General features: G+C 59.4%; 14 protein-coding genes. 8 read left to right on the top strand and 6 right to left on the bottom strand.

Annotated elements, in window-relative coordinates:
* The first annotated feature begins 37 nt into the window (after positions 1 to 37).
* From ACVWXW_RS03925 to ACVWXW_RS03915, 3 genes are all read left to right on the top strand, one after another.
* Entirely contained in the window at positions 38 to 385 is a 348-nt protein-coding gene (locus ACVWXW_RS03925) for a Uma2 family endonuclease (protein ID WP_414418101.1), read from the top strand.
* A complete protein-coding gene (locus ACVWXW_RS03920) occupies positions 333 to 944 on the top strand; it encodes an ATP-dependent Clp protease proteolytic subunit (protein ID WP_011432257.1) in 612 nt (203 codons plus the stop codon). Before ACVWXW_RS03925 ends, ACVWXW_RS03920 begins: the two co-directional genes overlap by 53 nt.
* A gap of 107 nt (positions 945 to 1,051) precedes the next feature.
* Positions 1,052 to 1,354, top strand: a complete 303-nt coding sequence (locus ACVWXW_RS03915; RefSeq protein ID WP_457402886.1) for a hypothetical protein — start codon at positions 1,052 to 1,054, stop codon at positions 1,352 to 1,354.
* Between the two features lie 4 nt (positions 1,355 to 1,358).
* On the opposite strand, the gene ACVWXW_RS03910 is transcribed toward ACVWXW_RS03915, so the two are convergent.
* Positions 1,359 to 1,946, bottom strand: a complete 588-nt coding sequence (locus ACVWXW_RS03910; RefSeq protein WP_011432259.1) for a chromophore lyase CpcT/CpeT — start codon at positions 1,944 to 1,946, stop codon at positions 1,359 to 1,361.
* An 8-nt stretch (positions 1,947 to 1,954) separates the two neighbouring features.
* Here ACVWXW_RS03910 and ACVWXW_RS03905 point away from each other — a divergent pair, with 8 nt between their 5' ends.
* On the top strand, positions 1,955 to 3,349 hold the full coding sequence (locus ACVWXW_RS03905) for a malic enzyme-like NAD(P)-binding protein (protein ID WP_011432260.1): 1,395 nt from the start codon (positions 1,955 to 1,957) through the stop codon (positions 3,347 to 3,349).
* 100 nt (positions 3,350 to 3,449) lie between these two features.
* On the opposite strand, the gene ACVWXW_RS03900 is transcribed toward ACVWXW_RS03905, so the two are convergent.
* Complete coding sequence (locus ACVWXW_RS03900) at positions 3,450 to 4,118, bottom strand: putative CRISPR-associated protein (RefSeq protein WP_457402884.1); 669 nt, start codon at positions 4,116 to 4,118, stop codon at positions 3,450 to 3,452.
* Positions 4,115 to 4,372, bottom strand: a complete 258-nt coding sequence (locus tag ACVWXW_RS03895; protein WP_238376877.1) for a hypothetical protein — start codon at positions 4,370 to 4,372, stop codon at positions 4,115 to 4,117. Before ACVWXW_RS03895 ends, ACVWXW_RS03900 begins: the two co-directional genes overlap by 4 nt.
* A 768-nt stretch (positions 4,373 to 5,140) precedes the next feature.
* Here ACVWXW_RS03895 and ACVWXW_RS03890 point away from each other — a divergent pair.
* On the top strand, positions 5,141 to 5,836 hold the full coding sequence (locus ACVWXW_RS03890) for a DUF1614 domain-containing protein (protein ID WP_457402882.1): 696 nt from the start codon (positions 5,141 to 5,143) through the stop codon (positions 5,834 to 5,836).
* Here ACVWXW_RS03890 and ACVWXW_RS03885 read toward each other — a convergent pair.
* The gene (locus ACVWXW_RS03885; RefSeq protein ID WP_457402881.1) at positions 5,833 to 8,031 is read right to left on the bottom strand and encodes a caspase family protein; all 2,199 of its coding nucleotides are present in this window, start codon (positions 8,029 to 8,031) and stop codon (positions 5,833 to 5,835) included. The two genes, ACVWXW_RS03890 and ACVWXW_RS03885, sit on opposite strands and share 4 nt — an antisense overlap.
* Positions 8,032 to 8,297: 266 nt before the next feature.
* A complete protein-coding gene (locus tag ACVWXW_RS03880; protein WP_414332120.1) occupies positions 8,298 to 9,137 on the bottom strand; it encodes a CPBP family intramembrane glutamic endopeptidase in 840 nt (279 codons plus the stop codon).
* Positions 9,138 to 9,388: 251 nt separating this feature from the next.
* On the opposite strand from ACVWXW_RS03880, the gene ACVWXW_RS03875 reads away from it, so the two are divergent.
* Entirely contained in the window at positions 9,389 to 11,308 is a 1,920-nt protein-coding gene (locus ACVWXW_RS03875; RefSeq protein WP_457402878.1) for an ABC1 kinase family protein, read from the top strand.
* On the opposite strand, the gene ACVWXW_RS03870 is transcribed toward ACVWXW_RS03875, so the two are convergent.
* On the bottom strand, positions 11,305 to 11,703 hold the full coding sequence (locus ACVWXW_RS03870) for a hypothetical protein (protein WP_414330450.1): 399 nt from the start codon (positions 11,701 to 11,703) through the stop codon (positions 11,305 to 11,307). The genes ACVWXW_RS03875 and ACVWXW_RS03870 overlap by 4 nt on opposite strands.
* Positions 11,704 to 12,213: 510 nt before the next feature.
* Here ACVWXW_RS03870 and ACVWXW_RS03865 point away from each other — a divergent pair.
* Positions 12,214 to 13,107 (top strand): prephenate/arogenate dehydrogenase, encoded by an 894-nt coding sequence (locus tag ACVWXW_RS03865; RefSeq protein WP_457402877.1) that lies wholly within the window; start codon positions 12,214 to 12,216, stop codon positions 13,105 to 13,107.
* 80 nt (positions 13,108 to 13,187) lie between these two features.
* Positions 13,188 to 13,937 carry a cytochrome c biogenesis protein CcdA gene (locus tag ACVWXW_RS03860; RefSeq protein WP_457402875.1) on the top strand — a complete coding sequence of 250 codons (750 nt, stop codon included), beginning with the start codon at positions 13,188 to 13,190 and terminating at the stop codon, positions 13,935 to 13,937.
* Positions 13,938 to 14,007 lie beyond the last annotated feature (70 nt).

Below are 14,007 nucleotides of genomic sequence, written 5' to 3'. Positions count from 1 at the left end.
GCTTGCTGGGAAACGGTTGCGGAATCCTTGCCTGCACATGCCCCTGCCGCTGTTGGTGGTGGAAGTCGTTTCCCCCGGAGTAGACAATGAAAAACACGATTATCAAGACAAGCGCAAAGATTACGCTGCCCGTGGGATCCCGGAATACTGGATTGTGGATCCAGCCAAGCAGTCCGTTTCCGCGGTGCGCTGGGTTGGCGGAGAATACGAAGGCGAGGTCAAAACTGGATCTGGACGCATTGTTTCCTCGGTTTTGCCCCAGCTGGATTTGAGCGCGGAAGATATCTTACAAGCGCGTCGTTCTGTGTTTCATACTTTGCCAGGAGAAACTTATGCCGATTGGAGTGCCTCGGGTTCCCTACCGTTTGCCCGGCGAGCCCTATAGCCAGTGGATTAGCCTTGACGATCGCCTGTACCAAGAGCGGATTTTGTTTATCGGCGAGCCCATTGACGATAGCTTGGCCAATACCATCGTGGGGGTGATGCTCTACCTCAACTCGCAGGATCCGCAAAAGGACATTGTGATGTACATCAATTCTCCCGGTGGCTCTGTGACGGCGGGCATGGCCATCTACGACACCATGAACCACATCAAGCCAGATATCGTTACGGTTTGCGTGGGCCAAGCAGCTTCAATGGGAGCCTTTTTGTTGGCTGCTGGCACCAAGGGCAAGCGGTTTGCCCTGCCCCACTCCCGCATCATGCTGCACCAGCCTTCGCTGGGCACGATCCAAGGCCAAGCCAGCGACATTGAAATTCGCGCCCGCGAAACTCTGCGAGTCAAACGACGCATGAACGAGATCTTGGCGCAAACCACCGGCCAACCGCTGGAGAAAATCGAGCGGGATGTGGAGCGAGACTTTTACCTCTCGGCCACGGAAGCTCAGGCTTACGGCATCGTGGATCGGGTGATCCAAGAGCGCTCGGAAGCCATGGCCAGCTAAAGGGATCCCCCCCTTTCCCCCAGCAACAGGTCGAGGGGTTGGGAAAGGTTGGGAGGGATCCCTTCAAGGGGTGGAGTTCAGTGGACAACGCTAGGAGAACCGGTCGGATGGGCCAACGGCTCTGGAGTGCAGGACTGGGCTGCTGCGCGGGTCTGCTGCTGCTTTGGCCGGAAGCTTGGGCACTGCCCCCTGCCGATGAGATCCCGGAAGAGGTGTTGCGGGCCCAGCCAGATTTGCGGGCTCGCTCTCCGGTCGATAATCAGCCCCTCACCGCCGCCGAAGCTCTAGAACTCCAGGAAGCCTTGGCAGCTCGGCCCGAAACCGGATCTGTCTCTCCAGAGGTGGAGCGGCTGATCTTTTTGCTCAGGCTGCGCAAAGGGTTTCGAGATCTGTTTCCCTTCCTGTTTTGAAGGTTCAGACCTGAAGAGGAGCCGGTGGGATCCCTTTTTGGTAGCGGTAGGGTCCGGCGCGGGATCCCCAGGTTTGTTGGCCAGTGGCGGCGTCAAAGCCCCGATCCCAGGTGATGAATTCGCTGGGGGTGAGGTCGAACTCGATGTGGATATAGGTGCTATCCCCGGGGTTCAGACGACATTCTCCACCTGGCAGCATTTCGCCGTGGTAGCAGTCTGGGCGCTTTTCCACCAAAATGCGACAACCGGGCAAATGCTCCAGGTCGGCCAAGGAGAGCTGCGCCAAGCGCTGCGGATCCTGAGAGGCACCTGCCCAAGCTGCTTGATCCCGCAATTTGTAGTTCTCGATCCGCAAGGGATCCCCCAATACCTGGAGCACCCGGCTGCGATAAAACTGGCCCGGCGTGTGCTGGTTAAATTGCTCGGTAAAAAAGCCGATCCCCTCCGAGAACAGGTGGGGAAGGCGCACGTACCAAAGGCTGACCGGCACAAACCACACCGGCTCTGCCATCGCCTGGGTGCGGTTGCTGTAGTAGCCCTCCAGCCAGTTGGCCAGGGTGTGCAAGTCGGAAGCGGATTTTTCGTCTACCATAGGGAGCTATGACAAAACTTACCCCCAGCTCTAGCTATAGCATTGCCCTGCGCATTCGCCTGCTCAACCAGCCGGGAGCCCTAGCCCGCGTCACCCAGGCCATTGCGGAAGTGGGAGGCAGCCTCAGCCAGATCGATCTCATCCACCAATCGGCAGCAGAAACGGTGCGAGAAATCTGTGTAGATGCCGTCAGCAGCGAGCATGCTCAGCAAATTTACACCGCCGTTGCCTCCTTGGCCAATGTGAAGGTGGAGCGGGTGGTGGACCGCACCTTTGAGCTGCACCGCGGGGGAAAGCTGCAGGTGGTGGCCAAAAGCCCCCTGGAGAGCGCCGCCGATCTGGCCATGGCCTACACGCCGGGGGTGGGGCGGGTTTCCCTAGAAATTGCTGCCAACCCCGCCGCGGTCTATGAGTACACCATCAAGGGCAACAGTGTAGGCATTGTAACCGATGGCAGTGCGGTGCTGGGCTTGGGGAATGTCGGCCCGGAGGCAGCTTTGCCGGTGATGGAGGGGAAGGCGGCGCTGTTCAAGCGCTTTGCCGATATCGATGCCTTTCCTCTGTGCCTGGCCACTCAGGAGGTGGGGGAAATTGTAGAGACGGTGGTGCGCCTGGCGCCGGGATTTGGCGGCTTTAACCTGGAAGACATCAGCGCCCCTCGCTGCTTTGCCATTGAGTCTCAGCTCAAGGCCCGCCTCAACCTGCCGGTGTTTCACGACGATCAGCACGGCACCGCCATTGTGGTGCTGGCGGCGCTGCTGAATGCCCTGAAAGTGGTGAAAAAGAGCCTAGACGAGGTGCGCATTGTCCTCAACGGGGCCGGGGCAGCCGGCATTGCCGTGACGCAACTGCTGCGGCGGGCCGGGGCAGCCCACATCCTGGTCTGCGACCGCCAAGGGATCCTTAGCCGCTCCCGTTCCGATCTCACCCCCGAGAAGGCGGCCATTGCCGTCGAGGAGAAGGGATCCCTGGCGGAAGCCTTGGTGGGAGCGGATGTGTTTATTGGGGTGAGCGTGGCCAATGCCCTGACAGTGGAGATGGTAGAAAAAATGGCACCGGATCCCATCGTCTTTGCCCTGGCCAACCCGGTGCCCGAGATCCAGCCGGAGCTGGTGGGCAATCGGGTGGCAGTGATGGCCACGGGCCGCAGCGACTACCCCAACCAAATCAACAACGTGCTGGCCTTTCCGGGCGTGTTTCGCGGCGCCCTCGACTGCCGCGCCAAGCAGATCAACACCGAGATGTGTGTGGCTGCCGCTCAGGCCATTGCTGCCTTGATCCCTGCCGAAGAGTTGGATCCCCAGTGGATCATCCCCTCGGTCTTCGACGGGCGGGTGGTTCCTCAGGTGGCCGCTGCGGTAATCCAGGCTGCCCGCCAAACCGGCGTGGCCGGGATCCCTTGAGGGCTACCTAGGGCACCAGGTGACAAGCCACAAAATGCCCCGCGCTCACCTCGCGAAAGGCCGGGGGTGGATCTTGGCCTGTTCCTTCCCTGGGGGGAACTCACACCAGACGACCCAAGCGCTCCCGCAACTCAGCGGCGGCCTGCTCCAGGTGCTCAGGGGTGTAACCGGTGGTCTCTACCCTGACAGCAAGGTGGGTGTCCTGGCTCTCGTGGAGGTGGATCCACAGAATGTGGCGGCCGTCCTCTGTTTTGCGGTTTGCAGCTTTGAGGCTGTTTTTGGGGGCAGAGTAAGCGTGCGGGTCGTAGCGGACCAGATCCACCCAGGGAATGTCTCGCAGGAGTTTTTCCACCTTGACCCAGCTGCGAGGACGGTGGTGGCTGCTGTCGACCTGCAGCTGGATGACTTCGGAGCGAGGTCGGCCTGAAAAGGACTCCGTCCCGCTGGCGCGATCGGGAAGACCTGCCCGAGGGATCCGGGGCTGAACTTCCGGCTGTAGGTAGGGCAGGTAGACCAAAGACTTGTATTGCTCATGGATGTAGCAAACTGGGATCCCCAATTGGCTGCCCACCACAGCCATGATCATGGCTTGGGCTTTGAACCCACCGGTGGCGGCAAAGGTGACGATCCCCTTGGCGCTCTCTGCCAACTGTTTCAACAGCTCGGCCATCCGCTCCAGAGAGGATCCCTCTAGCTCGTAGTCGATGCCGGGAAGGGGCACCAGAGAAACCTGTTGTTGGCCCAGTTCTCTTTCAAAGAAGAGCTTCAAAATCCGGGCACACTCCAGCCCATTGCGGAGTGCAGCAGAACCAAAGCATCGCCGGGGGTGGGATCCAGGCGGTAGTAGGTGTTGGTTAAGGACTCCGTCCCGCTGGCGCGATCGGCGCTGATCAGCTCCAGATCGGTTCTTTTCATCCAGGCCAGCGCTTGCTCCGGATCCCCGATGGTTTTTTGTCCCACCCAGGGGCGCTGCGGCTGCAGGTCTTTGTCAAGGTTGGTGAGCAAGGAGGTGCCCACAGTCATGATGATGGTCTGCATGATAGGCGGTTAACTCAAATTTTTCGAGAGCTCTGTCTTGCTTTGCGCCCAGAGCAGCTGGACTTTGCCGATTCTGCTATCTTCTCTGATATCTTCAAATCTGGAAAGTAACTTCGTTGCCCTTGATGTTGGTGATGGTGGCCTTCAGTTTTTGACCAATCTGGAAGCAGGCTTGGCGGGCCCGCTGTTGGGTCTAGTCTTGTGGGTATTGGTTGTTTTGCTGTGGTCTGTCCTGCTGGGGCTCGTTTGCCGCGCCTTGGGGAACGGCGTCCCTGCGACCAGAGTGGCTGTTGGGCTGGGATCCCTGGTGTGGCGGAGTCTCGCCAGCAGGCATCCCCCCATTCCCGTAGTAGCGGGCCATGCCTAGCCCAGGATCTGCAGCACCTCTGCCGGCCTGTCCTGTAGGGCTACATCTTCAGAGACTACCGCAAGTGGAACATTCATACTGAACAGTATCTGCGCGACCTTTGCTTCGAGACTGTTGAAGAATCTAATCACATCAAAATTCGGTTTTATGGAGATCCGCGCTATCAAATCGTTATGGCTAAAACTCCTGGCGACTGGAGGGCTGGCCGCAATATTTCAAGGACTCCGTCCCGCTAACGCGATCGGGATATTCGCAACCTCATTTTTGGCCTTTGAGATCCTGAAACGAATAAAGTTTAGTTGCAAACCTAACTTTCTCAGGGGGCACGCAGCTGAGAAAAGTTGAACCGAGTCCTGATAGGCTGAAGAAAAGTTGGGATCCCTGCCATGTTCTACCTGCCGGTCTCGCTGCTGTTGTTTTTCATGCTGGTGTTGCTGCTGCCTTTCCTCTGGCTGGGGCTGGCAGTGGATGTGGTGGCGCTGGCGGTGGGAAAGCTGGGGTTCTCGCGGGAGGGAGCGCTGTTACTGCTGCTGGCCATCCTGGTGGGCAGCTCGGTCAATATTCTCCTCTATCGGGTGAAATGCGAGGTGACGCTGGTAGAAGACCTAGCTAGCTTGTGGATGCGGCAGTTCTGGGGGATCCCTTTGACCAAGCTTTCCCAGGAGACGGTGATTGCCTTAAACGTGGGCGGGGGGCTGATCCCGGTGCTCTTGGCCCTATACCAATTTGGGCGGGCCGATAGCGTGCTGATCCTGGCGGTAACGGCGCTGGTAACCTTGGTCAGCTACTATGCTTCCCACGTGGTGCCCGGCAAAGGACTCCGTCCCGCTGGCGCGATCGGCATTCAGATGAATCCTCTAATTGCCCCAGCTACAGCAGCCTTGGCCGCTTTGTTCTGGGCTGGGGATCAGGCGCCAGCGGTGGCCTTTGCCGGCGGGGTTTTGGGTACCCTTATCGGGGCGGATCTCCTGCACTTGCCGGAGGTGTTGCGGCGCAATTGCTCAGGCATTCTCAGCATTGGCGGGGCCGGGGTTTTCGATGGTATTGCCCTCTGTGGCTTGTTTGCCCTGCTGCTGAGCTAAACCAGCAAATAGGTAAGGGAAAGGGTGATGGATTGGGCGGGATCCAGCCAACGCAAGTCGGGATCCCCTAAGGACTCCGTCCCGCTGGCGCGATCGGAGGCACGCTGAGTCAACTCCTCGAGGAGCGTTTGCGTCCATTCCAGCGGCCCATTGAGCAACATCGGCGAACGGGCTACCCCCAGTTTGCGGGCCATAGCCTTGAGGGCTTCCAAGCTGGCGGACAGGGGGCGGGTGCTGGCCACAAACAACAGCTCCGTCAGCCCTTGGGCATGACAGGTGAGCAAGTCAGAGCTCACAGCAGAGCGCAGCTCGCCATCGACCTCCGGCAAGGGTGGCAAAGTTAAACTGCTCTTGGCTTCCAAGCGAAGAGGTGTGGTGAAGTTGTCCTGAGGCAGGGGGGCCAGCAGGTGCAGTTGTCCGGTCGGGTCGATCAGCAACAGGTAGCCGAACAGATGCTGATCGCTGTTGTTGCAAAGGGTGAGATGCAAGGGATCCCCCCGCATAAACCGTTGCATACCCACCTCAGCAGGAGCGGAAGTTGCGGACTGGACAAGGCGTGCCGCCAACGAGGGAGCTAAGGACTCCGTCCCGCTGGCGCGATTGGCAGCTTCACCTTTGACAGCCAACTCCGCCACCACTGCCAAGGAAGAGGAAACCGCATTGAGGGTGGTGCGCAAACGTTTGGCAGCCAGCAGATGGGCAAGACGGGGAGCTAACCGCTGGACGGCCATTGCTGCGGCTTCTCCTGCCGGGCCACAAGAATTCAGGAGCAATTCTCGCCCCGGCCAGAACAGGCTGTAGCTGTTCACTTCCAGAGGCTTGAGCAGGGTATCCGACCGTTCGCGCCAGCGGGACGGAGTCCTAAAAGCAGTGGCCATTTCCGGGGTGATGCGGCCCAACAAACAGTCCACCTGTCGCTCGCGGGGGTTGGCCGTTTCCATCCAGCTGTAGCCGGCAATGGCATTGGTCAGATCCACCTTTTCAATGCGGCCCAGGTTCTCCTCTAGGCCAACCAAAAGCTTGAGCGTGCTGGAGAGGCCGCGCAGCTGCTCCCGCAAAGGTGTGCCCACAGGGGGAAGCTGCCCTTCCGGACTGGCCATCTGAACCTGAGCCAACAGCCCACTGCGAGAACGCATGAGCAGCGGCGTCGGCGAAGAGGCGGAAGGATCGGCGGGAATGGGAACCAAAAGAGTACCCGGCTGCAAACCACACAGGGCCGCCGATGGGATCCCGCCCAACCACACCTGAGCCCGATTTCCCTTCACTTCTTGGACTACCCCGCTGACCCCTGCCGGTGTGGGCATGAGAAAATAGGGATGGATGTGTCGAGCAGTGTCTTGGCCTTCCAAGGTGGGGCGTTGGCAGGCGAAGAGGCCCAGCTCCCGCCGGCTGACCACCTGGTTAAAGGCCACCAGCAGACGGGTGGCAGGCGTGGTTTCCCACAGGTACTGCGTCAGCAGATAGGTGAGTACCCCGGCATAGAATCCCGGCCAAGCAGCTTCTGCTGCCAAGTCTTGCGGGGTGGTGGCCGAAATCAGCAAGCCCTTGGGCGGAGACGGCCAAACCCGCTGCGGCTCCGATCGCGCCAGCGGGACGGAGTCCTTGGAGTCCGAGATCGCGGCTGGGGGACGGGAACGCAGTTGCAAGTTGCCTCGCACCGACGGCGAGACATAGGTAAAGCCACAGTCCAGAAGGGTGGTGATCTGGGCAGTGCCCAAGCCTTCCAAAAGCCGGAAAAAGCTGTCTAGCTCCATTGCTGCCACTCCCTCAGAGCCAGACAACAGCAGCACCGGCTGCCAACAGTTGGGCGTGGATCCCAGCCGCCACTGGCCATAGCCGCTAAACTGCACCACTACCGTTTCAGCCGTGTGACCTTGACCCCCCAAGTGCTCTGCAAAGGCCGATTGGATCCCAGCCGGCGTGGCTGCCCCATCGGTAAGGGTGAGAATGTCTGCCGGGTCAAAACCAAAGCGATAGAGGAGTAGCTCCCGCTGCAACTCCACATCTGTCAAACACCCTTGTAGCGCGGATCCCTCGCCAAGGTAGCGGTTAATACCGATGAGAACAGCCAGCTTGCGGGAGCCAGCCGCCAAAGCTTGCCCATATCGCTCAGCCCGGCCCCTCAACCAGCCAGGGGATAGGCCAAGACCGGCAGCAACCAGGAGGAGTTTTTGCAGAAAAGACCGCCTTTCCATGTTGACCCTCTGGGCTGACCCCCGGCCCAACGACTACCCCATCGGCCGGCGAGCCACAGCTAAACTTTGCACTGGAATCTGTTGCTGCCTATTTCAGGATATCCCCATCCACACAGCTTTTTCCCGAGATCGAGTGACAGTTTTTGGCGTTTTCTTTGCATTCCTTATCAATCAAACCTCCGCTACTTCCCATGGGGATCCCACGGCAGCGCTCTTCTGTCAGACAAGTCCGTCAGACAGGAGGGAAAGTGTGAGGAAGTCAATACTCAGCGGTTCAGGAAATAGGGCAAGCAAGCCCCACGCTCCGGCCAATGGAAGCGGACGAAGGGAACCAAAATGAACCCAGCTATCCCCAGACAGAACAGGCCAAAGTAGAGGTGGAAAGCCCCGACTGGATCAGCTGGTTCCATCCTTCCCCCTCCTAGGGATCCCAGCGCTAAAGCCAAGAGATTGTTCAAGGCATGAGCCAAGACAGGCAAGGTCAGGGAGCGGGTCTGCAGGTAGAACAGGCCCATCACCAGGCCGAACACCGTCAACCCGACGGGGTTGGGGTGCAGCAGGCCAAATACCCCAGAAGAAGCCAGCAGACCTCTGGAGAGGCCCCACTTGAGGCCCCAGCGGTGTAGCAAGATGCCGCGAAACAGCCACTCCTCCGTTATGGGGGCCACCACCCCAATCGAGAGCCAGCGCAACCCCTGATACATCTGCGGCCAGGCCGTTTCCCTATCCTCTTCCCCCAGTGAGTGCAGCATCGACTCCGCCAGCTCTGGTGCAAGCCAAGATATCAGGTAGATCATCAGTAAAGTTGTGCCGATGGAGAGCACTACCAAAGCCGGCACCACCCGCAGCAGGGATCCCCAAGGAATAGCAGCCCGCCAGTTGCCCCACAGCCGTCTCATCTGCAGATGGGCTTGCTGCCCCCGTCGCCAGCTCCAGATACAGGTGAGGACAAATGTAGCGCAATAGACAAAGTCGGCCAGCAGAGGATCGTCAGATGGGAGATGAAACAGCTGGGCCAAGGCGATGGCTCCCAAGCCTACCCCCAGGTTGATCACCAAGAAGGCCAACAGCACGTGGCGCGCCTTAAGGGCTGCAAATCCGGTCACACTCGGCTCGGCAGGCCGTAGAGGGGGGGATCCAGACACAAAGGCAGAGATCGCGGTTTTCCCATTTTAGGTTTGGCGGGGATCCCCAGAGGTGGGCTGCTGTCAACTCCTCAGGGAGAAGACTGAAGATCCTTATTCCGAAGGTTCGTCCCGCCTTTTCAAACCCAATCGAGCAGGCCGGTGGCTGTCTCCGAGGGTCGCCAGGCTGAGCCAGCAAGTTAAGATGTGTTACGGAATCCGTTGGGGCATCTATGGGCGCAACACCGGTAGTGACAATAGCAGCGAGGCAGGATGGCTTGGGTTCTGGGGCTGTCTCCATCCCTCCGGCAGATCTGGGGGTGGTTCCTGAGCCAAGCTTGCGTTACGACCCAGAGCAGTTGGCCAAGCAATATCGAGGGCGCTGGGATCTGGTGGTGCGGCGCCTGTTTCAGTTGATCACCCCCTTTTTGGGCTTGTTGGCCTGGGTGTTTTGGGATCGCTGGCGGGGAGTAGAACTGAAGAATCGCCCGAAACATGCGGCCCGGCTACGGGAGATCCTCACGGAATTGGGGCCGACAGCCATCAAAATCGGCCAAGCCCTCTCCACCCGTCCCGATCTGGTTTCGCCCCTGTTTCTGGAGGAGCTGGCCAAACTGCAGGATGAGCTGCCCCCCTTCGAGAATGCCATTGCTTTTGCCCTCATCGAGTCGGAGATCGGCAAACCCGTAGACAAAATCTTTCGAGAGATCAGCCCTGAACCGATTGCCGCCGCCAGCTTGGGGCAAGTGTACCAGGCCTACTTGCACAGCGGGGAGAAAGTCGCCGTCAAGGTGCAGCGGCCCGACTTGATTGGGCGCATCTCTCTCGACATGTATATTGTCCGCAGCCTGGCCGCCTGGGCCAAACGCACTTTCCGCCGCATCCGCAGCGACCTGGTGGGCATCGTCGATGAGTTTGCCGGGCGCCTCTACGAAGAAATGGACTACACGCAGGAGGGCCGCAATGCCGAGCGGTTCCTGGCGCTGTACCGTCACCCCTCCATCTACGCTCCCAAAATTTACTGGGAGTACACCCGCACCAAGGTGCTGACGATGGAGTGGATTGATGGCATCAAGCTGACTCAGGTTGACAAAATCGCTGCTGCGGGGCTGGATGGACGGCACTTGATCGAGATCGGTGTCAATTGCTCCCTCAAGCAGCTTTTGGAAAATGGCTTTTTCCACGCCGATCCCCACCCGGGCAACCTCTTGGCCATGTACGACGGGCGGCTGGCCTATATCGATTTCGGCATGATGAGCACCATCGCGCCCCATCAGCGCTACGGCCTGATCAAGGCGATTGTGCATTTGGTAAACCGAGACTTTGCCGGGCTGGCCCAAGACTACGTGGACTTGGAGTTCCTGGATCCAGATACCGACCTGACTCCCATCATCCCTGCTCTGGAAGCTGTCTTCGCCGAAGCGATGGGCAAATCGGTCTCCGAACTGAATTTCAAGAGCATCACCGATCGGCTCTCGGGGGTGATGTACGACTTTCCCTTTCGAGTTCCCGCCTACTACGCCTTGATCATCCGCTCTTTGCTCACCCTGGAAGGGATCGCCATCGGCCTGGATCCCAACTTTAAGGTGTTGAGCGTGGCCTATCCCTACGTGGCTCAGCGCCTGCTCACCGACCCGGCCCCGGAGCTGCGCGTATCTCTGCGGGAGCTGCTGTTTAACCAGGGGCAATTTCGCTGGAACCGCCTGGAGAACCTGCTGCGCAACGCCGTCAACAGCGAGGATTTTGATCTACAGGGATCCCTGGAAAAGGCCGTTGATTTTATCTTTTCTGAGCGGGGCGCTTTCCTGCGGGAGCGCCTAGTGGATGTGCTCTTTTCCAGCTCGGGATCCCAGGGTGGCTCAGATGGCTTGGCTCATTTGCAGCGTCTGTGGGAACTCCTCAGCAGCAACCCGAGCTTTCAGCCGCTGCAGCTTCTGCCGATTGTTGCCAAGGTGGCTGCCAAACCGGAAGCTCAACAACTGGGCCGTCAATTGGCCTCCCGCTGGTTGCAACGCTCGGCAGCCCGCCTCATCCGCGACCTGCTGTTGCCGGATACAGAAAAGCCCAGTTCACCCTCTTCCCTCAACGGGCGTGGCGGGATCCCTGGGCCAGCAACCTCTGCTTCTACCGCTCAACTTCCCCTTCCGGCCTAGCTCAGGTGCTCTTGGGGGGCAGTATCGCTGTTGGGGTTAACAGAGGCCAGAGCCAGCGTAATCCACTCGGAAAATTCATCGCGGCGGAAAACCTGGGGGCGGGAGCGGGGGCCAAAACGCAGCAGGCTGGGCATGCCGTGCTCCTTGAGTCGAGACTGTAGCCAGGTGCCCACACCGGTTTTGCCATCGTTGGGCATTTCGGTTTGGAAGTCACTGTACATCAACAACAACTGGCTGCGAGATTGGAGCACCGCATTCTCTTGAATTAACTTCGGCAAGGAGAGATGGGTGGCTGAGACTGCCCCTTTGCTCCCTTTGGCCGATTCACGACGACGGTCGCGCGGGCGCGGGTTAGTGCTTTCACGGCTCTTGCGGGTTTTGGGTTCACTAGGCATAGAATCTCCTAAACGACAGAGTGCTCCCCAACGGGGGTTAAAGCGGGAACTCGCAGGCCAAAAGCCGAGCCCGCTGTGAAAGTGGCTCGATGGGTACAGTTCTGGAGCAATCGCTGAGAAGAGGGACACCTGCTCTTGAGTAAGCGAAGAAGAACTGCTCTGAGCCGGCACGAAAGGCTGGGATCCCTTCGGCGCAACAGCAGTCCACAGCGGGCCGAGCTCCTGCCAATACATCCAAGGCCTGCCCTTGTTTTTCCTGTCGGAGGCCAGTTTGGCTACCACGAATCCGCAGGGCAAGCAAGCCCGGATGTTACCCCTATATTGACTTAAAAATGGACAAGTGGACAGTCCCTGGCCGAGAATTTAGCTGCTGCGGCGGGAGCTTCGGAAGGAACTAGGCTTGCCCGCCGGTGGCGAGTATCGCTGAGCTACGGGAGCAGCCTCCTACTACACCTGGAAGCGGTTGTTGGTGGTGTCCAAAAAGGAGTTTCACTGGCTTACTGAGATACTATGCGCATTGCCATTGTCGGGTTGGGGTTGATTGGCGGATCCCTGGCCCTCAAACTGACCGAAAAGGGATATTCCGTCTGGGGGATAAGTCGCAACCCGGCCACCTGCAAACAGGCTCTGGAACGGGGTGCTGTCCAAGGCTGTGGAACCGAGTTGGCCCAGTTGGCCCGCTTTGACCCTCAAAGGGTGCTGATCTGTACCCCTCTGGAGCAGGTGTTGGCCACGCTAGCCGCCCTGGTGCCTTATTTGTCGGCAGAAACCGTGGTGAGCGATGTCGGCTCGGTTAAGCAGCCCATCGTTGCTCCGGCAACCGAATTGTGGCCCTGGTTTGTGGGGGGGCACCCCATGGCCGGCAAAAGCCTGCAAGGGATCCAAGCGGCAGAAGCTGACTTGTTTCGGGGGCGGCCCTACGTGCTCACTCCCATCGCCGAGACCCAACCTCAGGCTCTCGATGCGGTGAAAGAACTGATTGCTGCTGTTGGCGCAGAAGCTGTCCTCACGGATCCCGCCCGCCATGACCGAGCGGTGGCCTGGATCAGCCATTTGCCAGTTATGGTCAGCGCCAGTTTGATCGCAGCGGTTAGCCAAGAAGGGGATCCCGCGATTCTGGAATTGGCCCGCACTTTGGCCAGCAGCGGATTCCGCGATACCAGCCGTGTTGGCGGAGGGATCCCGCAATTGGGTTTGGAGATGGCCCGCCACAACCGGCAGGCGCTGCTGACTGCCCTGAGCAGCTACCAAGCTCAGCTGCGACAGATAGAGCAGTTGATCGATGGCGAAAGGTGGGACGAATTGCTCCTGGTGCTGCAACGAGCTCAACAGGAATGGCAGCAGTTCCCCGTCAACCATCCTCGCGGAATTCCTCACAACCTGCGCGGTGGGAATGGACAGTAGACGTACTCCCCCAAGACTGGGGATCCCAGGGGGGCGGGGGAGTTCATGCTACCTTGAGCTTATGTGGACAGATCGAGCTTATGTTGAGCACGGCTCAGCTTTGGCTTTACCAACTGGAACAATGGGCAACTGAGCTGGTTCAGTTTCAACTGCAGCACCTTTCTCCCGTTAGTCTGTTGGTGGTGGGTCTGGCGGGCTTGCTCACCAGTCTTTCCCCCTGCACGCTGTCTATGCTGCCGGTGACCATCGCCTACATCGGCGGCTACACCCCCGCTTCTGAGGAAACGGCTGGGGAAGGGCGGCTGCAGGTCTGGGCTCAATCCCTGGGTTTTGCGGCTGGCATGGCTTTTACCCTGACCCTGCTGGGTTTGTCGGCAGCTTTGCTGGGTCGCGTTTACGGACAAACGGGATCCTTTGGGCCCACTGTGGCGGGGGGAATTGCCATCTTGATGGGGCTGAACTTGTTGGAGGTGCTCCCCCTGCGTTTTCCCGATGGGTTTAACCGCCTCGAGATCCCCGGGAAATGGCCCAGGTTAGGCCGGGCAGTGTTGCTGGGGTTAACCTTTGGCCTGGTGGCCTCTCCCTGCAGTACGCCGGTTTTGGTGGCTTTGCTGGCTTGGGTTTCCACCACAGGGCAGCCATGGGTAGGGGGTGGGCTGTTGCTGGCTTACGGGCTGGGGTTGGCCTTTCCCCTGCTCCTGGCGGGGGTGTTTACCGGAGCGGTGAAGCAACTGTTGGCCTTGCGGCGCTGGTCGGGCTGGCTCACCTACGCCAGTGGGGTGATGTTGGTGGGGTTCGGCAGCGTAACAATCTTGTCGGCTTGGGCCTAAGGGATCCCTGCTTCTGCAGGCTAAGATGGGGCTACACCTACAGCACCCTGTTGGGGACTGCACCTTGCCT

This window comes from Thermostichus sp. MS-CIW-30, assembly GCF_054058015.1.
This window is presented reverse-complemented; position numbering and strand designations above follow the sequence as displayed.

Bases quoted from the DNA above. Each gene is read 5' to 3' on its own strand.
- ACVWXW_RS03925 (WP_414418101.1), top strand. From the start codon at position 38: ATGCCCCTGCCGCTGTTGGTGGTGGAAGTCGTTTCCCCCGGAGTAGAC.
- ACVWXW_RS03920 (WP_011432257.1), top strand. From the start codon at position 333: ATGCCGATTGGAGTGCCTCGGGTTCCCTACCGTTTGCCCGGCGAGCCC.
- ACVWXW_RS03915 (WP_457402886.1), top strand. From the start codon at position 1,052: ATGGGCCAACGGCTCTGGAGTGCAGGACTGGGCTGCTGCGCGGGTCTG.
- ACVWXW_RS03910 (WP_011432259.1), bottom strand. From the start codon at position 1,946: ATGGTAGACGAAAAATCCGCTTCCGACTTGCACACCCTGGCCAACTGG.
- ACVWXW_RS03905 (WP_011432260.1), top strand. From the start codon at position 1,955: ATGACAAAACTTACCCCCAGCTCTAGCTATAGCATTGCCCTGCGCATT.
- ACVWXW_RS03895 (WP_238376877.1), bottom strand. From the start codon at position 4,372: ATGACTGTGGGCACCTCCTTGCTCACCAACCTTGACAAAGACCTGCAG.
- ACVWXW_RS03890 (WP_457402882.1), top strand. From the start codon at position 5,141: ATGTTCTACCTGCCGGTCTCGCTGCTGTTGTTTTTCATGCTGGTGTTG.
- ACVWXW_RS03885 (WP_457402881.1), bottom strand. From the start codon at position 8,031: ATGGAAAGGCGGTCTTTTCTGCAAAAACTCCTCCTGGTTGCTGCCGGT.
- ACVWXW_RS03875 (WP_457402878.1), top strand. From the start codon at position 9,389: ATGGGCGCAACACCGGTAGTGACAATAGCAGCGAGGCAGGATGGCTTG.
- ACVWXW_RS03870 (WP_414330450.1), bottom strand. From the start codon at position 11,703: ATGCCTAGTGAACCCAAAACCCGCAAGAGCCGTGAAAGCACTAACCCG.
- ACVWXW_RS03865 (WP_457402877.1), top strand. From the start codon at position 12,214: ATGCGCATTGCCATTGTCGGGTTGGGGTTGATTGGCGGATCCCTGGCC.
- ACVWXW_RS03860 (WP_457402875.1), top strand. From the start codon at position 13,188: ATGTTGAGCACGGCTCAGCTTTGGCTTTACCAACTGGAACAATGGGCA.